The 22,821-nt window shown below is 42.3% G+C and carries 24 protein-coding genes and 1 tRNA gene; 16 read left to right on the forward strand and 9 right to left on the reverse strand.

All coding sequences use genetic code 11. The features are described 5' to 3' along the window. The first annotated feature begins 7 nt into the window (after window positions 1-7). Together CWD77_RS08750 and CWD77_RS08755 are read left to right on the forward strand one after the other, a co-directional pair. On the forward strand, window positions 8-703 hold the full coding sequence (locus tag CWD77_RS08750; RefSeq protein WP_101073188.1) for a response regulator transcription factor: 696 nt from the start codon (window positions 8-10) through the stop codon (window positions 701-703). Between the two features lies 1 nt (window position 704). Continuing rightward, window positions 705-2,096 carry a sensor histidine kinase gene (locus CWD77_RS08755; RefSeq protein ID WP_101073189.1) on the forward strand — a complete coding sequence of 464 codons (1,392 nt, stop codon included), beginning with the start codon at window positions 705-707 and terminating at the stop codon, window positions 2,094-2,096. Here the strand turns inward: CWD77_RS08755 and CWD77_RS08760 are convergent. Then, window positions 2,082-2,699, reverse strand: coding sequence for an MIP/aquaporin family protein (locus CWD77_RS08760; protein WP_101073190.1), 618 nt, complete (start codon window positions 2,697-2,699; stop codon window positions 2,082-2,084). The two genes, CWD77_RS08755 and CWD77_RS08760, sit on opposite strands and share 15 nt — an antisense overlap. 309 nt (window positions 2,700-3,008) lie before the next feature. On the opposite strand from CWD77_RS08760, the gene hemH reads away from it, so the two are divergent. The 6 genes from hemH to hemF all read left to right on the forward strand — a co-directional run bounded on the left by hemH (window position 3,009) and on the right by hemF (window position 9,250). After that, entirely contained in the window at window positions 3,009-4,145 is a 1,137-nt protein-coding gene (gene hemH / locus CWD77_RS08765; protein WP_101073191.1) for a ferrochelatase, read from the forward strand. 3 nt (window positions 4,146-4,148) lie between these two features. Beyond that, a complete protein-coding gene (gene hemA, locus CWD77_RS08770; protein ID WP_101073192.1) occupies window positions 4,149-5,411 on the forward strand; it encodes a glutamyl-tRNA reductase in 1,263 nt (420 codons plus the stop codon). Further along, window positions 5,404-6,318 carry a hydroxymethylbilane synthase gene (hemC, locus tag CWD77_RS08775; RefSeq protein WP_101073428.1) on the forward strand — a complete coding sequence of 305 codons (915 nt, stop codon included), beginning with the start codon at window positions 5,404-5,406 and terminating at the stop codon, window positions 6,316-6,318. Before hemA ends, hemC begins: the two co-directional genes overlap by 8 nt. A 28-nt stretch (window positions 6,319-6,346) precedes the next feature. Further along, complete coding sequence (locus CWD77_RS08780; RefSeq protein ID WP_101073193.1) at window positions 6,347-7,084, forward strand: uroporphyrinogen-III synthase; 738 nt, start codon at window positions 6,347-6,349, stop codon at window positions 7,082-7,084. A gap of 30 nt (window positions 7,085-7,114) precedes the next feature. After that, on the forward strand, window positions 7,115-8,158 hold the full coding sequence (hemE, locus tag CWD77_RS08785; RefSeq protein ID WP_101073194.1) for a uroporphyrinogen decarboxylase: 1,044 nt from the start codon (window positions 7,115-7,117) through the stop codon (window positions 8,156-8,158). A gap of 183 nt (window positions 8,159-8,341) precedes the next feature. Beyond that, the gene (hemF, locus tag CWD77_RS08790) at window positions 8,342-9,250 is read left to right on the forward strand and encodes an oxygen-dependent coproporphyrinogen oxidase (RefSeq protein WP_101073429.1); all 909 of its coding nucleotides are present in this window, start codon (window positions 8,342-8,344) and stop codon (window positions 9,248-9,250) included. Window positions 9,251-9,473: 223 nt separating this feature from the next. Here hemF and CWD77_RS08795 read toward each other — a convergent pair whose 3' ends face one another. The 3 genes from CWD77_RS08795 to cutA all read right to left on the reverse strand — a co-directional run bounded on the left by CWD77_RS08795 (window position 9,474) and on the right by cutA (window position 11,031). Then, entirely contained in the window at window positions 9,474-9,836 is a 363-nt protein-coding gene (locus tag CWD77_RS08795) for a nuclear transport factor 2 family protein (RefSeq protein WP_101073195.1), read from the reverse strand. A gap of 98 nt (window positions 9,837-9,934) precedes the next feature. Further along, the gene (locus CWD77_RS08800; protein ID WP_101073196.1) at window positions 9,935-10,666 is read right to left on the reverse strand and encodes an enoyl-CoA hydratase/isomerase family protein; all 732 of its coding nucleotides are present in this window, start codon (window positions 10,664-10,666) and stop codon (window positions 9,935-9,937) included. A 2-nt stretch (window positions 10,667-10,668) separates the two neighbouring features. Beyond that, entirely contained in the window at window positions 10,669-11,031 is a 363-nt protein-coding gene (gene cutA, locus CWD77_RS08805; protein ID WP_101073197.1) for a divalent-cation tolerance protein CutA, read from the reverse strand. 162 nt (window positions 11,032-11,193) lie between these two features. Between cutA and CWD77_RS08810 the strand changes: the two genes are divergently transcribed. The 5 genes from CWD77_RS08810 (at window position 11,194) to CWD77_RS08830 (ending at window position 15,955) form a co-directional block, all read left to right on the forward strand. Beyond that, window positions 11,194-11,277 (forward strand) — tRNA-Leu (locus CWD77_RS08810). A 43-nt stretch (window positions 11,278-11,320) separates the two neighbouring features. Further along, window positions 11,321-12,619: a trigger factor gene (gene tig, locus CWD77_RS08815; protein ID WP_101073198.1), complete on the forward strand. Its 1,299-nt coding sequence runs from the start codon at window positions 11,321-11,323 to the stop codon at window positions 12,617-12,619. 51 nt (window positions 12,620-12,670) lie between these two features. Further along, a complete protein-coding gene (gene clpP / locus CWD77_RS08820) occupies window positions 12,671-13,285 on the forward strand; it encodes an ATP-dependent Clp endopeptidase proteolytic subunit ClpP (protein WP_165779129.1) in 615 nt (204 codons plus the stop codon). A gap of 32 nt (window positions 13,286-13,317) precedes the next feature. Then, entirely contained in the window at window positions 13,318-14,568 is a 1,251-nt protein-coding gene (gene clpX / locus CWD77_RS08825; RefSeq protein WP_101073200.1) for an ATP-dependent Clp protease ATP-binding subunit ClpX, read from the forward strand. Between the two features lie 94 nt (window positions 14,569-14,662). Beyond that, window positions 14,663-15,955, forward strand: coding sequence for a sensor histidine kinase (locus tag CWD77_RS08830; protein WP_101073201.1), 1,293 nt, complete (start codon window positions 14,663-14,665; stop codon window positions 15,953-15,955). Here the strand turns inward: CWD77_RS08830 and CWD77_RS08835 are convergent. The 5 genes from CWD77_RS08835 to aroC form a co-directional block, all read right to left on the reverse strand. Then, window positions 15,946-16,521 (reverse strand): sigma-70 family RNA polymerase sigma factor, encoded by a 576-nt coding sequence (locus tag CWD77_RS08835; RefSeq protein ID WP_101073202.1) that lies wholly within the window; start codon window positions 16,519-16,521, stop codon window positions 15,946-15,948. The two genes, CWD77_RS08830 and CWD77_RS08835, sit on opposite strands and share 10 nt — an antisense overlap. A gap of 183 nt (window positions 16,522-16,704) precedes the next feature. Next, complete coding sequence (locus tag CWD77_RS08840) at window positions 16,705-17,412, reverse strand: CPBP family glutamic-type intramembrane protease (RefSeq protein WP_101073203.1); 708 nt, start codon at window positions 17,410-17,412, stop codon at window positions 16,705-16,707. A 23-nt stretch (window positions 17,413-17,435) separates the two neighbouring features. Then, window positions 17,436-18,608, reverse strand: a complete 1,173-nt coding sequence (locus CWD77_RS08845; protein WP_101073204.1) for a LysM peptidoglycan-binding domain-containing protein — start codon at window positions 18,606-18,608, stop codon at window positions 17,436-17,438. After that, window positions 18,598-18,939, reverse strand: a complete 342-nt coding sequence (locus CWD77_RS08850; RefSeq protein ID WP_101073205.1) for a tetratricopeptide repeat protein — start codon at window positions 18,937-18,939, stop codon at window positions 18,598-18,600. Before CWD77_RS08850 ends, CWD77_RS08845 begins: the two co-directional genes overlap by 11 nt. After that, window positions 18,936-20,117: a chorismate synthase gene (aroC, locus tag CWD77_RS08855; RefSeq protein ID WP_101073206.1), complete on the reverse strand. Its 1,182-nt coding sequence runs from the start codon at window positions 20,115-20,117 to the stop codon at window positions 18,936-18,938. Before aroC ends, CWD77_RS08850 begins: the two co-directional genes overlap by 4 nt. 250 nt (window positions 20,118-20,367) lie before the next feature. Here aroC and CWD77_RS08860 point away from each other — a divergent pair, with 250 nt between their 5' ends. The 3 genes from CWD77_RS08860 to CWD77_RS08870 are packed head-to-tail and all read left to right on the forward strand — an operon-like array spanning window position 20,368 to window position 22,781. After that, a complete protein-coding gene (locus tag CWD77_RS08860; RefSeq protein WP_101073207.1) occupies window positions 20,368-21,105 on the forward strand; it encodes an MlaE family ABC transporter permease in 738 nt (245 codons plus the stop codon). Next, window positions 21,102-21,836 (forward strand): ABC transporter ATP-binding protein, encoded by a 735-nt coding sequence (locus CWD77_RS08865; protein ID WP_101073208.1) that lies wholly within the window; start codon window positions 21,102-21,104, stop codon window positions 21,834-21,836. The genes CWD77_RS08860 and CWD77_RS08865 overlap by 4 nt, the downstream gene beginning before the upstream one ends. Before the next feature lie 21 nt (window positions 21,837-21,857). Next, window positions 21,858-22,781, forward strand: a complete 924-nt coding sequence (locus CWD77_RS08870; protein ID WP_101073209.1) for an MlaD family protein — start codon at window positions 21,858-21,860, stop codon at window positions 22,779-22,781. The last annotated feature ends 40 nt before the right edge of the window (window positions 22,782-22,821 follow it).

Below are 22,821 nucleotides of genomic sequence, written 5' to 3' on the forward strand. Positions count from 1 at the left end.
ACCTGATATGCAGCCAAAACAAACCATCCTTTTAGTAGAAGATGAAATTGAGCCGGCAGAAATGTTGGCCAATTATTTAGAGATGAATAATTTTAACGTATTGATGGCTCATGATGGACTAAAAGCACTGGAATTGATTGAAAAGCATGCGAGTGATATTCACCTGGCCGTGCTGGATATTATGGTCCCGAATGTGGATGGGAAAGAGATTTGCAGCGTTATTCGCAATCATCCTGTAATGAGTGATATCCCGGTTATTTTTCTAACAGCCAAAGATAAAGAGAAAGATGAAATTGAAGGGTTGGAGTTAGGAGCGGATGATTACATTTCAAAACCTGCAAGTTTAAAGCTTGTTCAGGCACATATTGAATCTCTACTGCGAAGGCAACATCCACAAAACAGTAAATGGATTCAGCATGGTGATCTTTTCCTGGATACCAGTGGGAAAGATCTGTACTACAAAGATCACCGTGTAGACTTAACATCAACGGAATACGCTATTGCAGAGATTTTTTTTCAGAATCCGAAAAGGGTTTATTCCCGTCAGGAAATTTTAGAACATATTGGTGGTGAAGATCGGTTTGTGTTTGACCGAACCGTTGACGTGCATATCAAAAACCTGAGATTGAAATTGGGTGAAGCTTCGGATATGATTAAGACCTATCGTGGTTTGGGGTATGGAATGAACAGGGAACTCCTTTGATATGAGTATTCGCTCCAAACTGGCCTGGACGTTTATTTTGCTGTTAATTTTTGGCATTACAGCAATTAGCAGTTATTCCATTCTTTTTATTCGAAACTATCTTCTCAGTGAAGGGGAGCTTCAAATTGTGAATGATACCGAGTGGCTGGCCATCACCATTCAAAATCTGCGACTGGGCAGTGATTTTGAGACGAACCTGAACGAAGCGGCTCGAACATCAGGATACCAAATAGCAGTGTACGATGAGGATGGAGAGCTCTTTGCAGAGGTGCCTTACCATACCGAAAGAGTGGCGCCCGAACTGATTGATGGCTTAACAACGTCGTTCGATCAGGCCGAGAATGGCGTCTTGTTGCAGAATCAATCAGATAACGATCTTTTACGCGCATTTTATGAATTGGACAGTGATTTAAATCCGGCCAGTTATCTCTTGGTCAGTATAGAAAAAGATCAGATTTACGCACCTATTAAAACGATTCGATGGATTATCTACACCGGAATGTTCATTTCAATCGGGCTGGTCATTTTAGTGAGCATTCTCTTTTCGCGCTACATATCGAGGCCCATCCTGCAGTTAGAGTCTGCCGCGAGGGATATTGCAGAAGGTAACGTTGACCGGACATTGAACCTAGACAGAAAAGATGAATTTGGACAGTTGGCAAAATCATTGAACCGAATGGCAGAACGATTCAGGGCAGACAATGAAGAGATGAAAAAGCTGTACGAGAAGCAGAGTCAATTCTTTGCAGATATCACCCACGAAATCAGAAATCCGTTGCATACTATCTCAGGTTCACTCGAAATGCTGGAGTTGGACTCTTTGTCGGAAGAACAGAAGGATCATTACCTGAAAACCGCTGCCCGGCAGGCTGTACGAATTAACCGGCTATTTGTTGACCTTAAAACCCTTCAGCACTACGATTCAGATTCTCATTTTATTGAGAAAAAGCCATTTGATATCAAAGAAATAATCACTCAGGTAATCAGTGTGTACAATTCTCAGGCTGAGAAAAAAGGAATTGATATAGAGTATAATGGCAGCACAGGGGAGGTTTATGCAGATCCTAACAAAATTGAACAGGTTCTGGAAAATCTGGTTTCAAACGCTGTTAAGTATACCAATGATGGGAAGATTGTGGTTTCGGTAGAGAAAGATGAAAACCAATTCACCATACATATAAAAGATTCAGGAATTGGAATATCCAATGAACATCTTGAGAGGTTATTTGATCGATTTTACCGGACAGATAAAGCACGTTCCAGGGATAAGGGAGGGACAGGTTTGGGCCTCGCTGTTGTAAAAAGCATTCTGAGTGCCCACGGATCTGACATTCAAGTTAAGAGCAAGCCCGGTAAGGGATCAGATTTTTGGTTTACCCTACCGTCGGCTTGAAATGTTCACGTGTGCATAGGCAGCCGCCAATCCTCCAACAAGCGGCGAAAGAATATAGATGGGTAGATGGTAATAGGAATAACCATTATTAAGCGTATCGGCAGATGTAAAGCCAATATTTAGCGCAGGATTTAATCCAATTCCGGAGTACGGTTCAGCAAACAGATAGCAGGCGCCTAGCATCCCGCCGGCCATTAGTCCATAGAGTGGATTTCTTCGTCGCCTGTCCGGATAGACGAAGCTTAAGAATGTGAGAATAAAGAGAAAAGAGAAAACGAACTCTACAGCAATAAAACCGGCAATGGATGTACTTGGGTTTGGTTGAGTGACAAAAGTTGAGCCGGAGAGCCACCAAACAAATCCGGAGGCCATTAATGCACCTAATACCTGAGAGGTAAACGTTCCGGTTAAACCGGAGGCAGGAATCTCGTCAGCAGCCCAAGCTGCAAGTGTTACGGCGGGGTTAAAGTGACCCCCTGACAAATCAGCGCCAATGTAAATAAGTGCCGCCAGTAACAATCCAATTGCAATTGGATCACCTGAAATTCCTAAAGCCGTTACTAATAAAAAGGTGCCAAAAAACTCGATATAATATTTGAGCATGTAGAGGGGTTAATTAAGTCTACGCTCGAATCTACTTTATAGATGGCCAATATTGCAAATAAAAACTGTGTTTATTTCGAAAACAGTGTGAATCTGCGTTTTAATGACTAGCCCGGGATGTTGAATAATTGATATAGTAATTGATAAAACAGCTATTATTAGGTCTGGATCAGAAATTGAACAGAGAAAATGTTTTTACATAGTGCTGAAATATTGTAATTCGGCCAAAAGAGTATTCAGAAAGAGCTCTTCACGAACGCTTCACAAAAAAACAGTTAGTTTGGTAACTGTAAACCCCCAAAAGTGATAATGACAGATAAAATGCGTATTGGTGTAGTGTTGATGAACCTGGGTGGGCCAACCCATGAAAATAATGTGAGAACATTTCTCAGAAATCTGTTCAAAGACGAGGATATTATAAAATTGGGTGGTGGTACAGCCCAAAACCTGTTTGCAAATGTAATTTCTAAATTTCGAGCGCCATCTGTAGCGGAGGATTATAAAGAGATTAACGGTTGCCCAAACGGATGCACCGGAAATAAGCACTGTTTTAACCGGCAGAACAAAGAGGTCTCCACATGCTGTTCTCCGATTAATGGCCTGACTGAAGCTCAAAGACGAGGGTTGGAGAAATACTTTAAGAAAATTTTACCGGAGCATGAGGTTAAAGTCTACACCTGCATGAGATACTGGCTGCCGTTTGCAGATCAGATCATGGATGACATGGTAGAAGATGGGATAACGCATACGGTTTTGATGCCACTTTATCCGCAGTTTTCATGGACAACCACAGGGAGTAGTTTCCGTGATTGGGAAAACACTCTCAAGGAAAAATTTCCGAATGGCGAAAAACCATGGAAAGAGTTTCATGTAAAGAATTATTACAAGAATGAAGCGTACCTTGGTGCCATCAATGACCGAATTGATGAGGCGCTGGGTGAGATGGACGAAGAGACCAGACGTAAAACTCATCTCATATTTAGCGCACATGGAACACCGTTGCTGGAAGTGAGAAGTGGTGACCCCTATACGGTAGAAATTAAAGAGACGATGGAAGCCGTGATGGAGCGAAGAGAAGAGAAAAATTCGTACTGGCTCGGTTTTCAATCAAAAGTTGGGCCTCAAAAGTGGACTCAGCCAAATACGGAGGAGTTGGTTAAACGACATCTGGAATATGGCATCAAGAATTTTCTGATGGTGCCCATTGCATTTGTGACAGATCATATCGAAACTCTGTACGAACTTGGTGTGGAGTTGGTTGAGGATCTCGAAGAAGAAGGATTTGAATTTGAAAGCCTGAAGGTGATGAAGGGTCTGAACGATCATCCGGGTTTTATTCAGGCATTGGCAGAAGAGACTCTGAACTCATTAAAGCATGAGATCTCTCCGGATGCCGTTCAATGGGATCATGTAGAAATAACAAGAAAGAAAGAAGTAACAACGTAAAGAATGGTTCATCCAACTGTTCAGGATTTTGTAGTTATCGGGATAAATCACTGGGATGCCCCGGTAGAGATTCGTGAAAAGTTCAGCCTTAGTGATGAGGGAAAAGAACTTTTAATGGAAGGGGCACGCCGTGAAGGGATTACCAGTCTTTTTTTGGTGTCAACGTGTAATCGAACGGAGATTTTTGCTCAAAATGTCTCAACCCGTGAATTGATTCGACTGCTTACCAATTACTCTTATGGTACACTCGATGAGTTTCATCGGTATGGATTTGAACATGAGGGAGAACGAGCCGTACAGCACCTTTTTAAAGTAGCTACAGGCCTTGATTCGCAGATCCTTGGGGATCTCCAAATTGTTAAGCAGGTTAAAGAGGGCTACGAGCAGGCTGCCCGACAGGAGATGGTATCCGGTGAATTCCATCGATTAATGCAGCACGTTTTCAGAGCTCACAAGCGCTCTCGAAGTGAAACAACGCTTGGACGGGGTGCAGCAACGGTAGCTTACGCCGCAGTTCAATTTGCCTTGCGAACCTTTGAGAATCTTACCAATAAGAACATCCTTCTTGTTGGTACCGGCAAAATTGGTAAAGTTACTTGCAAGAATCTTGTAAATCTGGGTGCAAGCAAATTGACGCTGATCAACAGAACTCGGGATCGGGCTGAATTTGTTGCGGATAAGTTTAACCTGGAAGTTGCGGATATGAATCAGCTTCCTGAGCAGATAGCGGATGCAGACCTGGTTATTGTTGCAACCGGTGCAGATACAGCTATTATTCGTCCGGAGCACATGCAGCCATCGATGGAGAATCCGAAATTTAAAGTGATGCTTGATCTTTCCGTACCGCGAAATATCGATCCGAATGTTGCTACTCTTGACTTTGTGGATGTGGCAAATATGGACATGTTGGGTGATGTTACTGATGAGGCATATAAAAAACGGGAACAGCAGGTTCCTGCCGTTAAGAATATTATCAACGAAGAGCTCTCAGATTATAAGCTTTGGCTGAATGAACAGCGTGTGGTTCCAACGATTAAAGCGCTTACCCGCAAGTTTGACTCTATCCGAGAAGATGAGCTGAACTTCTTTAAAAATAAAATTTCGACGGGAGATTTTGACAAAATTGAAAATATGACCCGGCGTATTGTGAACAAAATCGCAGCTTACAGTATTGAACATCTGCGTGATCATCACGAATCTGAAGAAGTTGCAGATATGGTAGCCGAAATGTTTAAGCTCGAAGCCAAAAATGGCAATCATGAGTAGTAAGATTCGAATTGGCACCAGAGACAGCGAATTGGCAACCTGGCAGGCAAAACAGGTTCAGTCAAAGTTAAAAGAGTTTGGATTCGAAGCTGAACTGTTTTTTGTGAAGTCGGAGGGAGATCTGGATCTAACAACTCCTCTGACGGAAATGGGTGGAAAAGGAGTTTTTACCAAGGCATTGGATGATGCGCTTCTAGAAAACAGGATAGATATTGCGGTTCATTCATTTAAAGATCTGCCTACCGAAAACCCGCTGCCGCTTACTGTTAGTGCTGTAATGGAAAGAGAAGATCCGCGCGATGCTTTGGTTGCACCAAAAGGTGTTGACTTTCTGGAGGATGAATCATCAAAAGCTATCATTGCTACAAGCAGTAACCGCAGAAAAGCACAGTGGCTGCATCGCTACCCTAATCACGAGATTACGAATATTCGCGGCAACGTAAATACCCGTTTGCGGAAAGTGAATGAGAATGGATGGAATGGTGCTATTTTTGCAGCCGCAGGTTTGAAGCGGATTGGACTGGACAATAATATTTCTGTTTATCTCGACTGGATGGTTCCGGCACCGGCGCAAGGCGCTATGGCTGTCATGATTCGGGAAGAGGACCAAAAGATGCTGGAAATTACTTCTCAACTAAATCATAAAGAGACAGCAATCTGTACAGGTATTGAGCGAGAGCTACTGAACGAGATGGAGGCAGGCTGCAGTGCCCCGGTAGGTGCTTTTGCGGAAATCGTTGATGGAGACGTTCATCTTTCGGCAATTGCACTAAAAATTGACGGGTCTCTACAGTATGATATTGAAGTGTCGGCCCCGGTGCATACTGCAAAAGGGCTGGGAAGAGAGGCGGGAAGAAAACTGCTCGATATGGGTGCCTCAGAAATTGTCGCCGATCTACGTTCTTAATTGCAATCAACCTGAATCGGCAAATCCTATGAAAAAACGTCATAAGATTTTAGTCACGCGGGAGCTGACGGATCAACAGTTACAGCTGGCTGATGATTTGGGATTAGACGTAACGGTTGAACCTGCCATTCGTTTTGAATTCAGGAGTAATTGGAGTTCAGTTGTAAACTCCATCGAAAATGCGGAAACTCGAATTTTTGCATTTACCAGCCAGAACGGTGTCAAAGCTTTTCAAAAACTGATAGACCATGGCTATAAGTTGCCGGATGGTGTGGTGTTTTATGCCGTAGGTGATAAAACAGCCTCTGCACTTGAGGAGTTGGGTTATTTAGCTTTGGTTCCTGAATTGAGCTATGGTGATCAGCTTGGTGAGAAGATCGTTTCAGATTTGAAACAGACGGGTGTAGAAGATGCAACGGTGTTTCATTTTTGTGGAAATCGTCGCCGGGAAGAGATGAGGCAAGTTTTAGAGGATACAGCTATCAACGTCAAAGACCTGGTAGTTTACGAAACCATTTTAAATCAGCTGAATGTGGATAGTATTGATGCAGATGGAATTTTGTTCTACAGTCCTAGTGCGGTGGAAGCCTTTCGAAAGAGCGGCGGATTCAGACGTGAAAAACTACCTGAACTGTTTGCTATCGGCCACACTACGGCCCGGGAATTGAGCATCGAATCTGGACGTAATGTCCATATATCACCAAAAACAAATACCGAAGATTTTTTAAGATTCACGGCACAGGTTTTGCGCGAAAGCAGAGATTGAATAACAGTAATCCAATAACCAAGAATAACCATGTCTCACAATTTTCCGGAACTTAAAAACGACCTGTTTCTCAGAGCTCTTAATGGTGAAGAGGTTGAACGTCCGCCGGTATGGATGATGCGGCAAGCCGGCCGGTATCTGCCACAGTATATGGTTTTGAGAAAAAAGTATACGTTTTTTGAACGGGTGGAGACTCCTGAACTTGCTTGTGAAATTACCATTCAACCCATTGATGAATTGGAGCCGGATGCAGCCATCATATTCTCCGATATTCTGACCGTTCCTCAAGCACTGAACATTGACGTGCAGATGGTTCCCGGGAAAGGTCCTGTGATGGGGAATCCCATTCGAACCGTAGATGACGCATTTGCAATCCTGGCCGAAGATGTACCTGAGAAGTTAAGTCACGTGATGGATGCTATAACTCTTACCCGAAAAGAGTTGAACGGCAGGGTGCCGCTAATCGGATTTGCCGGCGCTCCATGGACACTTTTTTGTTATATGGTTCAGGGTGAAGGGTCCAAGAATTTTGATAAGGCGAAGTCGTTTCTCTATCAGCATCCTGATGCATCAAGACATGTAATGAAAGAGCTGACGAAAGCCACGATCGATTATTTGAAAGCCCAGGTGAAAGCCGGTGCTCAGGCCGTTCAGGTTTTTGATTCATGGTCGGGTTTACTCAGTCCGGACGATTTTAATGAGTGGGCGTTACCCTATTTGATGGAGATCACTCAGTCGATTAAAGAGGTTCCGGTGATACTGTTCGCAAAGGGATCCTGGTACGCATTGGAACGGTTAAGTTTTAAAAGTGGTGCTTCTGCACTCGGGATCGACTGGACAATTTCACCTGAATTTGCCCGTGAAAAAACCCGAAATGAAATCACGCTTCAGGGTAACTACGACCCGACTCACCTGCTGGCACCTATTCCGGAAATCAGGAAACAGACAAAGCGCATGATTGATCGATTTGGCGTTCAGCGATATATTGCAAACCTGGGGCACGGAATTCTCCCTCACGTTCCGGTTGATCACGCACGTGCATTTGTTGATACCGTTAAAGAGTATGAACGGTGATTAAAAAAATCCCCTCTCGAGAGGGGATTTAGGGGTGTGTAAGGCAGGAGTTGGATAAGATGAGAAATTTGAAAAATACACATCTATCGTTTATGAGATTAAGTTTTGCTGTTTTCATTTCACTTTTCTCCTCCAAGGAAGGAGCTTCCAAATCCCAAAATTAAATAAAATCCCATGTCAACCATCAGAGATTCGTTTACTTCCTACATTGAAAATCTCCAGGACGAAATCTGTTCCGCTTTTGAAGAAGTTGATAGCACAGCAAAATTCCGTGAGGACAACTGGAGTCGAAAAGGAGGGGGTGGCGGAAGAACACGTGTGATTGAAAAGGGAGATGTATTTGAAAAGGGAGGAGTAAATATTTCTACGGTGCACGGAGAACTGCCCGACCCGATAAAAGAACACTTTAAGGTTGAGAACGGATGGTTTTGGGCGGGCGGAATTTCCTTGGTTATTCATCCCAAAAACCCGATGGTGCCAACCGTACATGCTAACTTCAGATATTTCGAGCTCTATGATGATGAAGAGATGAAAAATGCTGTGGATGGCTGGTTTGGCGGTGGCGCAGATTTAACACCCTACTATCTGTTTGAAGAGGATGCAGTTCATTTTCATACCGAACTGAAAAAGGCTTGTGACAGGCATGGAGAGGATCTCTACCCAAAATTTAAAAAGCAGTGTGATGAGTATTTTTATAATTCGCATCGGGGTGAAGCCCGGGGAATTGGCGGGCTGTTTTTCGACTACCTGAGGGAAGATGATGAGCGTTCATTGAAAGATTGGCACGCATTTACAGAAGGTGTCGGTTCGGCGTTTTTAGATGCCTATCTGCCGATATTAAAAGACAGAATTCAGGAACCCTATAATCGTGCCCAGCGATATTGGCAGGAAGTTCGAAGGGGCAGGTATGTTGAGTTCAATTTAATTCATGACCGGGGAACTCTTTTCGGTTTAAAAACCGATGGAAGAATTGAATCGATATTGATGAGCTTACCCCCGCAGGTTCGATGGGATTACGATTTTACTCCAAAACAGGGATCTAAAGAGGCTGAATTGCTGCATGTTTTGGAGAACCCAAAAGATTGGGTATAAAAAAGTCCGCTCTTGAGAGGGGATTTAGGGGTGTGTATAATAAGCTTAGAAACTTTATGATTGGATCGATGCTTCGTAATCTCCCTTCAGTTAAACGCTAAACACCTTCAATAATTCTCCCCACAAGGGTTATACTCTTAGCCTGGTTCTATTGATCATTTAGATAGGATAAAATAAAAGCCCTCCATTTCTGAAGGGCTTTGGAGTGAAAACTCAGCAGTGATTAATTCTGCTGTGTTCCATAGAATCGTTCGCGAACAATCTTGCCGTTTTCCCAATCCTGAGTGGCAACCTGTTCAATTTTCATTCGTCCACCTTCTTTAAAAGTTACATCCATCCAGCTTTCAACTGCGGTGGCTTCCTCTTCTTCATTTGCTGTAATGTTTACTACACCGGCACCGTGGAACTCTTCAACACTGTCGAAAAATTCATTTTCACGATCTCGGTTGGCGTCTTTCCCTTCAACCTCGGTTCCGTCTTCGAGGATCATGGTTACGTTATCCGCATAATATTGTTCGAATGCGTCTAAAGCTGTTCCGTTTTGGACGTGTTGATACACATCTTCAATTTTCTCTTTAACACTCATAATTTTATAGTTTAGTTTAATATGAAATTGTTTACACCTAAACCAACTATGATGAGCGTTTCTCCGTTCAGCCTGTTCGTTAAAAGATTTAAAAAAAATTAACGGTTTCGGTTCAGGAAGCTAGATACTCTTGAAGCGTGTTCTTCGCTCTCCCAAAACCGGGTAAAGGGTTCCAGCTCATCTGTAATTTTACGCTTCCCTCTCTTTTTCATGTATTCGATATAGGTTCTGTCATTGAGGGTGAGTCTTTGAATCAGTTTTTCCAATTCAAGTTCATACTCACTGTCAGCAAACAGATCCTGAATTAACCCGGCCTGAAGAGCTGTTTTTGAATTCACTACTTTATGAGATGCTAACCAGTAATCTGCAAGGTTTTCACCAATAACTTCACTCAAACGGGTCAATCCTCCCCAGCCGGGAGGGAGATAGAATTTACCCTGGGTAAAACCGAATTTAGCCGATGCCTTGGCTACTCTGAAATCGCAACTGAGAATTGTTTCCCAGCCTCCGCCATACGTATGACCATTAACTGCAGCAAGAGTCCAGCATTTCAGATTTTCGATGCGTTCCAAAATATTGAGCATACGAATTGACATATCTCGTGCACCTTCGGCATCCGTAATGCTGTGAAACTCCTTTAGATCTCCGCCTGAAATAAAGCGATCATCACTCCCGGTTAAGACAAATAATCGAACGTTGGGATCTTGCTCCAGGTCTGTGAGAATTACTTCAAGCCTTTCCATAACATCAAAATTGATTGCGTTCATGGCGTCCGGCCGATCGATGGTTGCCTTGGCGACATATGAATCTTTTTTAAAGGAGACAGGCATACTCAGGAGTTTTTTAGTTTCTCATCATTTGGGAGCAGCGGTTTCACTGAACTGACAATCCAATCAAGATAATCCGGATTTCCTTCCTGTTCAGAAATATTACACGTAACAACGCAGGGAACTTCGTACGAGTGGAGTTCTTTAACGCGCTCGGTTAAGGCTAAAACGTTACTGTAGGTTGTTTTGGCAATAAGAACACACTCATTTTCTGAAACGACCTTGCCCTCCCATCTGTAGACGGAGTTCATATTGTCCAGAATATTTGCACAGGCGGCGAGTTTTTCTTCAACTAAAGCAGTGGCTATTTTTTTGGCTTCTTGCCGATCTTTTGTTGTGATGTAGACCAAACGTAAATTTCGAAACATGACTTAATATTTTATAAAAAATGAATTTAGATGAAACTACAAAAAAGAGTGGAATGGTACTCCAATTACGAACAAATTAAATGCCTTGATTAGGTTGAATTCAGGGTAAAAAAACTTTAAATTATTAGGCTCTGATTCAAATCTATTTTTGATCAGATAGTTGCGAGAGTGGCGGAATTGGTAGACGCGCTAGATTTAGGATCTAGTACTTTAACCGGTGTGGGGGTTCGAGTCCCCCCTCTCGTACTTCCAATCTTACATATTATCCGAAAATTAAATCATATAACACGTGGACATTTCTGTTCAGGATATTACATCCGTAGATAAAGAGATTATCGTAAAAGCAACAAGGGACGATCTCTCTTCTAAATTTGACAAAGCTTACAAAAAATACCAAAAACAGATCCAGATGCCCGGATTTCGACCCGGACACGTTCCTCTCGGACTCGTAAAAAAGCGATTTGGTAAAGAGATCGAGATGGAAGAGATCAATACATATGTTCAGGAAATATATGAGAAGAAGATTGTACCTGAGCATGAGCCTGTAGGGGAAACCAAGATGCTCGATATGGTCTGGGAAAATGATGAGCTTGAGGTGAAATTTCAGGTAGGTAAAAAACCGGAATTTGAATTGACAGATCTCGAAAAGGTAGAAGTGGACAAGATGGTTCATGATGTTACCGACGAAGAAGTTGAAGAAGAGATCGAGCGAACATTGGAGCGACAGGGAAACTGGAAAGAGACAGACGGTGAAATTACCGAAGAGTGCCAGGTAACAGTTGATGCCATTTCACTGGATGAGGAAGGAAATCCGGTTGAAGGTGAAAAGGATGAAGATCAAAAGCTTGATCTGAGACAGGAAGGCGCAAAGGATTTTCGTGAAAATCTGGTTGGCCAGAAAAAAGGTGATGTAGTAAAAATGGAGATCGGCGAAGAAGACGAGACCGATCGTTTTGAAATTCACGTCAAGAAAGTGGAGAAAATGGAAAAGGCTGAACTCACAGATGATTTTGTGAAGGAGCAGTCTAACGGTGAAGCCAAGAATGTTGATGAATTCAAGAGCTTTATAAAGAGTAAAATGCAGGAGTATTACGACCAGTCTGCTGAAGACATGTTTAAGCAGGATGTAATCGATGCATTAACCGAGAAGCATGATATTGAAGTGCCTGAAGTGATGCAGGATCAGATTTTAGACTCCTATGTAGAGTACGCTAAACAGCAGTCAGGCGGTCAGCTTCCTGAGGATTTTGATTTTAGTGAGTACAAGGAAAGTATGCGTGAGCAAGCTGTTCGCGAAGGAAAATGGGCGTTTATCAGTGAAAAACTGCAGGCTAAATTTGATGATATTGAAATCAAGCCTGAAGACATTGACGAATTTATCGGAATGGAAGCGGCCAAGTACGGAATGTCACCCGATCAGCTGAAAGGATATTATGCTCAGAATCCGAATCAACTTGAGAGCTTACGCACAAGCATTCGGGAGAACAAAGTTTTTGATAAATTGAATGATGTCGTTACTATTAATGAACTCTCAAAGGATGATTTTAGTAAAAAGAGAGAAGAAAAACAGAATAAAGACGACAAGTAAACCTACGGCTTAGCCATGTATACCAAACAACCCCTTTTTGAATTCCCTGAAATGAGTGAAGTAGAACCTGTACAGAATAATTTAATCCCGATGGTGGTAGAAACTACCAATCGTGGCGAGCGAGCATATGATATCTATTCCCGTCTGCTCAAAGACAGAATTGTTATTTTGGGTACGCCCGTTAATGATGCTGTTGCCAGTTCTATAGTAGCCCAGCTGCTGTTTTTGGAGTCGCAGGATCCCGAAAAAGATATCAATCTTTATATCAACAGTCCGGGTGGGGTCGTTTCGTCTGGAATGGCTATCTACGACACGATGCAGTACATCAAATGTGATGTTGCTACAACATGTGTTGGTATGGCGGCTTCAATGGGTGCTGTTCTGTTAACTGCCGGAGCCAAAGGAAAGAGAAATGCACTTCCTCACTCCAGAATTATGATTCATCAGCCTCTGGGCGGTGTGCAGGGACAGGCCAGTGACATTGAAATTGAAGCTCAGGAAATCCTCCGGCTGAAGAAAGAATTAAGTGGAATTCTGGCACATCATTCCGATAACACTATTGAACAAATTGTAGAAGATTCGGATCGTAATAAGTGGATGACAGCCGATGAAGCCAAAGATTACGGTTTGGTAGACCGCGTAATGAGAAGGGAAGAGAAGAAGTAGTTTAGATCGTAAATTAAACGAGTTCAGCAGCCATGAGTAATAAAAATAAAGATAAGGTCACATGCTCTTTTTGCGGCAGATCCAACAATGAAGTAAACTCAATGGTGGCAGGCCCTGATGTTTACATCTGTAATCACTGTGTTGAAGATGCCTCAAGTATTATAGAGAGTGATCTGGCGGCACTGAACAAAAGAAGAGAGAAGAAATATAAGCCAATGCTCAAGCCGCTGGAGATTAAAGCGAAGCTTGACGACTATGTGATTGGGCAGGACGATGCAAAAAAAGCACTCTCCGTTGCGGTCTATAATCATTACAAACGAATTTCTGCCGGTGCCGATGCAGATTATGATGACACCCGTATTGAGAAGAGTAACATCTGTTTACTGGGTCCAACCGGTTCAGGTAAAACACTTCTTGCCAGAACACTTGCCGATGTAATTGATGTACCCTTCACAATAGCTGATGCAACTGTTTTGACAGAGGCCGGATATGTAGGTGAAGATGTAGAAAGTATTTTAAGCAACCTGCTACAGGCTGCAGATTATGATGTGGAGCGGGCCAAGCGCGGAATCGTTTACATCGATGAGATCGATAAAGTTTCCCGCAAAAGCGATAATCCGTCTATAACACGGGATGTTTCCGGTGAGGGAGTTCAGCAGGCACTGCTGAAAATTCTGGAAGGTACAACAGCCAATATTCCTCCCAAAGGCGGACGTAAACATCCGGAACAGAGTTTTATTCAGCTCGATACCTCAGATATTCTATTTGTTTGCGGTGGAGCCTTCAGCGGATTGGAAGAGATCATCTCAAGAAGATTGTCATCCAGTTCAATGGGTTTTCATTCAGAGGATCAGATTATCATCGATAAAGATGATCCAAAGATTTTTACCAAAATTGAGCCGGAAGATCTTCAGAAGTTTGGTCTCATACCTGAATTGATTGGTAGACTTCCAATTATTTGTGGTCTGGAGCATCTCTCTGATGATGCAATGACTGAAATTCTTCTCAAGCCCAAAAATGCCATTACCAAACAGTATAAAAAACTCTTCGATATGGAAGATGTTGAGCTGGTATTTGAGGATGATGCACTGCAGGCAATTGTGGAGCGAGCAAGAGAACGCAAAACCGGCGCCCGTGGCCTTCGGTCCATTCTGGAAGACGCCATGCTTGATGTGATGTTTACACTGCCTTCCATGAAAAATGTGAAAAGATGTGTGGTAACGCGAGAAACCATCGAGAAGAAAGCACCGCCTGTGTACGAAAAACAGAAAGCTTCAGCTTAATTCACTTCCGGAAACTCACCACAAGGTTAGTTTAGAAGCATTCTTTTTTGGATATTAAGCCCAGATTTCCTTTTTAAATGTTCTTGGCGTTTCAATGCGAAAACTGCTTCCACTAAACCGTCTTAAAATAATACTGGTTGTACTGCTGATTATATTGGCAGGTATATCCTTCTTTTATAACCAGTTCCTGCTCAATAAAATTATGGAACAGGAGAGAACCAGTATTGAGCTGTGGGCTAAGGCGTTTGAATTTTACAACCTGCCATCCCACGATCGCGCCAGCAGAGATTTGTTTGATGTGGCGAATGAACTTCGCAACTACCAGGAAGTACCGGACAGTTTGTCGCGGATGATATTAGAAGCAGAAGCGAATGAGTCGAATGCCAGTTTTGTATTTTCGCAAATTATCCGTCCTGACCTTTTTAATATTCCGGTTATTGTAGTTGATGAGCCTAATTTTATCGTTTTCTATCGGAATCTTGATGACCCTGACATTTCGGTTACGGAGTTTATCGATAAATATTCAGTCAGCACTCCTCCAATTCCTATCTCGTTTGGAGAGGAGCCCAGAATCAGGCGGAGATATGTCTACTACGGTGAGAGTCCAACCATACAGTACCTTCGGTATTTTCCTTATATCCAGTTTGGGATTTTGGCTCTCTTGATGGGAATGGGCTTTACAACTTATCGGAGTATAACGCGATCGGAACAGTCTAATCTTTGGGTAGGAATGGCTAAGGAGGCGGCACATCAACTGGGTACGCCACTGTCAAGTATGTATGGATGGCTGCAGCTCCTCAAAGATCGGCACCAGGAAGACGAAAAAACACTTTCCATTGCCTATGAGGTGGAGAAGGACGTAAGCCGTTTGAAAGGAATTGCGGAGCGATTTAATAAAATTGGATCCCAGCCGGAGTTAAAAAGATTAAGTATTGAGCCAATTGTAGATGAAGTTATTGCGTACATGGAAAAAAGATTGCCTCAGCTTGGTAAGCATATCGATGTAAGAAAATCAATTGAGACCAACGCTAAAGCAAATTTAAATGCAGAACTTTTTCAATGGGCCATTGAAAATCTGATCAAAAATGCAATGGATGCCATTAAGTCAACATCATCTGATGCATTTGTTTCAATATCGGTGAGTCAGGACGAGCATCAGCTATTTATAGACATTGAAGATTCAGGGACGGGAATTGATAAGAAGAATCTAAGTGATGTATTTAAGCCGGGCTATAGTACTAAGAAGAGAGGATGGGGACTTGGGTTGAGTCTCACCAAAAGAATTATTGAGGATTATCACAGCGGTAAGGTGTTCGTTCTCAATTCAGAACTGAATAAAGGGACAACAATCCGAATTGTTATTCCCGTGTCTGAAAATCAATCCTGAGTATACCCTTTCTTTGAAGCGTAGTCCATCAACTGTGCTTTGAGAAGATTTCTACCCCTGTGGAGCCTGGATCGGATCGTACCGATGGGTACATCCAGCATATTCGCGATCTCTTCGTACGTAAAATCCTCTACATCGCAGAGTAGAACGACCGTTCTGAAATCTTCCGGAATTTCATCCAAAGCGTTGGAGATGTCATCATCAATCAGCTCTCTGAACATTTTATCTTCCATGTCTGATGTCTCTGTCCGCTCGGCACGGATAGACTCATAGAAAGATGCAACCTCATCATAATCTACTTCCTGAGGCTTTTTAGACTTCTTTCGGTAGTTATTGATATAGGAATTTTTAAGAATTCGGAATAACCACGCTTTGGCATTGGTGCCCTTTTCATAACTGTCGAAGAATCGGTAGGCTTTAACAATTGTATCTTGCACAAGATCTTCCGCATCGTTTGGGTCTGACGTAAGACGCAATCCGAAATTGTAAAGCGCATCAAGATGAGGTATGATTTCATCATTGAAGTCTTCTTGTTTCCTAATTTCTTGCTTTGTAAGTGACGCCATCCCTTCCTCGTCAGAACGAGTCTGAAAATTAATGATTAATTATTGTTCTATCCGAGTGATCCAAACCCCAGATATTAAACTCTATCAGAGAATTAATGTATTTCCTCTCAACGACTTTTTCCAATTGAAAGAATTGATCGATGCTGTAAAATAAATTTAAGACTGAGCAGTATTTTTTTGCAATCATAAGTTTATTACAACTATCAAATCGTAAATTGCATGTGTCCATGCGGCCATCCCAAATCCTCTAATAACATAAATAAGATTTAGCGCTAAGCCAAACAAAAACCGAAATAAAAAGGAGCTGAGAGCCATCGTATCGGCATATTCACCTACGTAATGAACACCGCTAAATAACAGTGCTGCAACGACTACAGCTAACCCTACAGCGTATTTCTTATTATTTAATACTGTATCAAAAAAATAAACTAATATAGTTACCAGAATAACTCTAAAAAAAAGCTCTTCATATAGACCGGCACCTAAAGAGAGCGCAATAAGCTGAAGCTTACTAAAGCTACCCGGTATACCATTTGAAGATTGCAGTAGAATAAATTCTACAACATTTGAAACAGTGATCGCTACGATGATAGCATATAAAGCCGCTTCCGCTATCATAAAAATAAAATAACTGCTACGAACCGTACTGAGTTCCCTTCTTTTTCTAAAGATAATTATACCGCCTGCGATCGCCGCAACAATCAAGGTGGTAGATATGGCATCTAAACCGAAATATGCGAAAAAAGATTTAAACCAGATATCAACAGATATTCGGGCAATATCACCATCCGGCTGCGATACCAGAATCAGAACTTCATACAGAAGGAGCAGAGGGATAGAAATTAAATAACTATATAGTATCCCATTTGTTCTTTTAAAGTACTGCTCCATAGATGCGATGAGGAAAAGAAATATTACTGATCTAAATAAATCGTTACTCTGGCTTGTTCAACAGAGCTAAAGCTTAGCATATCATATGCTGCGGTTGATAACTTTAATCCATCTCCGGAGTGGCGATCATTAATTTTAACAAAAATCCCATTATTGTTGGATGGGTTTTCAATGTAAACCACTTTCCCCAGGGCGATATTTGGGTGGGCGGCTGTGAGCTGATCAGGATTGTAGAGCTCACCACTTGTTGTTGGGTTAGCAACATCGTTTCCGGAATAACGGAATACGGATACACTTCCCAGATTTTCCAGGTCAGATTCTGTGCGATATGGATTTTGGAATGAACGTGTAGGGGGTAAAAGAACGGTAACTCGTTGTCCTGATGAAATCTGATTCATACTCAGGTCGGGATTCAGTGCAAAAAGTTCACTCTCACTCATATTGAATTTATCGAGAATGGACTCTCCCGTTTCTCCGGACTGTACCCTGTATTGAACAAACTTTCCCTGAGGTGTAGATTCTGATGCTTCTTCAGCAACAGACGGTGCGGATGATCGCTCGGAGGGAACTGTGAGTCGCTGGCCAACTCTCAGCATATCCGTCTCAAGGTTGTTTAACTGTTTTAACTCATCTACAGACAAGCCGTGTTGATTGGCAATCCGGAATAAGGAGTCTCCGCTTCTTACTATATAATAGGTGTTAGGCGCGTCTCCTTCCGACTCCCGTATAATTGATTCTCTCTCTTCTGCCGGAATTTCAGCTTCAGCAAGCTGGGGTTCTTCTGTTGAGGTAGAATCATCTGGCCTAAAGATTGTCAGTTCTTGCCCTAAAGAGAGATTCGTTGATTCCAGATCGTTCCACTGCTGAATCTCAGCGATCGTTACGCTATATCTTCTGGATACAGAGAATAGAGTTTCTCCGGGCTCAACTGTATGCGTTATTTGATTGTCGGCACGCGGTGGGGCAATTCTGATAGTCTGACCAACAGAAAGGTTATCACTCTCTAGCTCATTCCATCTTCGCAAATCTCCGACGGCTAAATCGTACTGCCTGGCGATACTAAATAGAGTTTCTCCTGTCTGAACCGTATGTGTTGTTGCAGGCTGCTGAGCCGCGGATTCGGCTGGTGCAAAAAGAAGAATCCCAATAGAAAGAGCAATTACTACAATAAAAGATGTATGGAGTTTAGTGATCATAATCTGTATCGATCTTGAGAGTTTCCAATGCTTCCGATAATTCCGATTTCGTTCGAGTGTTGTTTTGCTTGTCTGCTAACTGAATACCATTGGTAAACAATTCACCGGCCAATTGAGCATTGCCTGTTTGCTGATAAAGCTTACCCAAATGATAGTAAACGCCCAAATAGTCAGGATCTTGTTCCAAAATAGATTCAAATAAAATTATAGCTTTTGATACTTGATCCCGCTTCAGGAGTTCCAAGGCCAAAGCAAACTTAGAGAATGAATCATTGGGATTCTTCTTAAGATTGAACGCTAATTTTTGAACTTTGTCATTTTCTTGAGTCATGATGTTCTATTTTGAAATCGAGTGCGAATTTCATTCATGGAATCTCCGCCAAATTTCTCAAGAATGGCATTGGCTAAAACAGGGGCAATCACACTTTCTGCCACAACAACAGCACGGGGCAGTGCACATACATCTGAGCGTTCATAGCGTGTATCCTGCTCCTTTTTGGTTTCAAGATCAGCCGTTTTAAGTGGTTTAATCATCGTGGGGATGGGTTTCATGGCACCTCTGATGATAACCGGCATTCCGGTTGTCATGCCTCCCTCAATTCCACCGGCCCGATTTGTTCTTCTCGAAAAATGGTTTTTGTAAACGATTTCATCATGAACTTCATGACCGCGGCTTCGGGCAGCTTCAAATCCCAGTCCAATTTCTACACCTTTCATCGCTTGCGTACTGACGATCGCCTGTGCAATTTGTCCGTCAATTTTTCGGTCCCAATGCACATAACTTCCAAGGCCGGCCGGTAAACCTGTTACTACAATTTCATAAATGCCACCGAGTGATGTTCCCTCTTTCCTTCGGTGTTTGATCTCTTCCCGCATCTGATGGCTGAGATCACTGTTCAAACATCGAACATCAGATTTATCTGCTTCTTTATAAATGGATTCTGAACCGTTTTCAGCCAATGGATCGGCAATAGCTCTGACGTCATCCCAATCTGAATAGCCAATAGAGCCAATTTGAATAACATGTCCGCCAATTTCAATTCCAAGTTCTTTCAGGAAAGCGCGGGCAACGGAACAGCAGGCAACCCGCATGGCAGTTTCGCGGGCACTCGATCGTTCAATTACCGGTCTTATATCATCAAAGTCATATTTTTGGACACCCACCAGATCTGCATGACCGGGTCTGGGCAGGGTGATTTTTTCAACATCACCGCGCTCTCCTTCTTTAGCCATTACTTTTGGCCAATTACTGTCATCTTTTTCAAATGCACGGTTCACCATAGAGAATGCAACTGGAGCCCCTGTAGTTTTGCCAAATCGAACACCGGATTGAATGATGGCTTTATCCTTTTCAAAAGCCATCCTCCCGCCACGCCCGTATCCTTTTTGGCGGCGAACCAGGTGTTGTTCTATAAAACCTTCACTTAATTCAAGGCCTGCAGGAGTTCCTTCTACAATTCCTGTAAGGCTTGGTCCGTGCGATTCACCGGCTGTAAAATATCGAAACATAGGGGATAATAGTTTAAACAGTTAAGTAAGATGGATGAAGATAATATTTTTGAGTGCTAAGTTCTCAAATGTAAGTAAAGATGTTAAGCGAGCTTGCCGGGATTTATATAGTAGTTTTGCATAATAGTAGTATGTAGGATTTGAATTAACAGCACATTTTGGAAAAAAGTTTTGTAATATTGACAACTTAAAATCAATCAGACGGAATTTATAATATTCCTTCGATCTATAGTTTAGTCTAAACCGATAAATGCACTATCTCAACGAGCTAGGAAAATATAGTTCATTACTTTATCAGGCGCTGAGATCATCAACAGAGTTTGGAACGTATCGTAAAAATCTGTTTCAGGAGCTTGTAAAAGTAGGGTACGATTCTGTTCCAATTATAATGCTCACAGGTGTTTTTACAGGTTCTGTTATGACGTTGCAATCGGCATATCAATTGCAATCGGCATTTATTCCAATTTCCACTATAGGCGCAATTGTTTCAGAATCAATTTTAATAGAATTAGCAGCCGTTATTTCCAGTTTGGTGCTGGCCGGTAAAGTGGGTGCACGGGTGGCTACTGAGCTGGGAACAATGCGAGTAAGTGAGCAGATTGATGCATTGGAGTCGATGGGATTCAATTCTATCTCCTTTTTGGTAGTTCCCAGGGTATTGGCCGGAATTTTAATGTTCCCTGTGCTATACATTGTAGCAAGTATATTTGGACTTGGTGGGGGAATTGCCGCCGGCTTATTTTCTGGACAGGTGCCTCCGGCTGATTTTTTACAGGGTGCGCGAATGTACTTCTACCCCTGGAATGTGATATTTGGGTTTGTAAAGATGATTGTATTCGGTTTCATTATCACATCCGTTTCATGCTATAAAGGATATTTTGCCCGCGGTGGAGCCGAGGGAGTTGGTAAAAGTACAACAGATGCAACGGTATTGAGTTGTATTCTTGTTTTACTGGCTGACTTTGTACTTGCAGCACTTTTGTTATGATTGAAATACAGAATTTAAAAAAATCTTTTGGTGGTGTTCTCGTTTGGGAGGATGTCTCTTTCAAAATTGAGGATGGTGAAACCGTTGCCATCATCGGGCGGTCAGGTTGTGGAAAGTCCGTGTTGTTAAAGCATATCAACGCATTACTGGTACCCGATACCGGGAAAATTCTGATCGATGGAAGTAATATTTTTGAACTGGATTATGTGGATCAGCGTATTATGCGCCAGAAATTTGGAGTGCTTTTTCAGGGTTCGGCGCTTTTCGATTCGATAAACACATTTGAAAACGTTGCGTTTCCACTTCGATACTTTACAAATCAATCCGAACAGGAGATTCACGATAACGTGATGCAATCCCTTGAGTATGTAAACCTGGAAAATGCTGCAGATAAAGAGACATCGGAGTTATCCGGTGGAATGAGAAAACGGGTAGGTATTGCCAGGGCTATTGTGCTGAAACCGGAATACATTATGTACGATGAACCTACTTCAGGATTAGATCCAAAAACGGCCGGCGAGATCAATGAATTGATAAACGGCATGGCTAACGCCCTGGATATCACCTCGATAGTAGTTACACACGATATGCACAGTGTTCTTGAAGTAGCTGATAAGGTTGCTTTTCTGGATCAGGAAAAGTTAAGTTGGACGGGTGCTGTTGAAGATATGAAGAACAGTGAACATGAAGAGTTGCTGAGTTTTATTAAAGCCAGTGAATACCAAATTTGAGTAAAGAAAAATTGATTTAGAATGAAAAACGAAGTTAAAATTGGAGTTACGGTATTGCTGGCTATTATTGTAGCCGTTGTGGGATTCCGTTTCATGCGGGATGTACCCATCTTTCGCCAAACACTTGAGGTATCCGCCGTCTTTGAACGAGGTGACGGAATCAATCGCGGTAGTTTGGTAAACCTGAAAGGTGTAAAGGTTGGATCGGTAAGCAGAGTTCAGTTAACCCAGGATAATCAGGTGCGTATTACCATGCAGCTCAATGAAGATCTGAAATTACCTGAAAATTCTGTTGCTAGTCTCACCTCTTTAGGAATTGTAGAGGGTAAGTCTATCGTAATAGAAATGGGAGATTCTGAGAATAATGTAGAATACGGTGGTGAAATTGAAGGCAATTATGTTGAAGGAGTAACGGAAGTATTGAGTAGTAAGGGCGAACAACTTGCAGGGGATGTATCAGAATCTCTATCTGAACTAAACAATTTTTTAAGACAATTAAACGCAACGCTGGATGATGACACCCGAATGACGGTAGATCAAACACTGCGAAATGCAGACTCTGCGATGAAAACGATATCCGAAACACTTACGCAGAATCAACAGGAAATTGATAGTGCAATCTCTGCGGCCAGTAAAACTATGATGCAGCTGGATACATTGACTACAAATAACCGTCCGCGAGTTGACAGCTTAATGGTTTCACTGGAAGAGAATATAAACGAATTAAGTAAAGTACGGGTCCAGTTAGAAGAGGCCTCTACAAGCTTAAACGAGATTCTGGATAAAATTAACCGTGGAGAAGGCACGGTTGGTAAACTCGTGAATGACCCGTCACTGTACGAAAATATGGATCAGCTATCCAAAGAGTTGAGCGAGTTGGTGAAGGGAATTAATGAGGATCCCGGACGTTATCTGAAGCATATGGATATCATTGAATTATTCTGATTTTAATGACTCAATATGATATTACAATCTGAGCATTAAA

This window comes from Rhodohalobacter barkolensis (assembly GCF_002834295.1).
Classification (GTDB): Bacteria; Bacteroidota; Rhodothermia; order Balneolales; family Balneolaceae; genus Rhodohalobacter; species Rhodohalobacter barkolensis.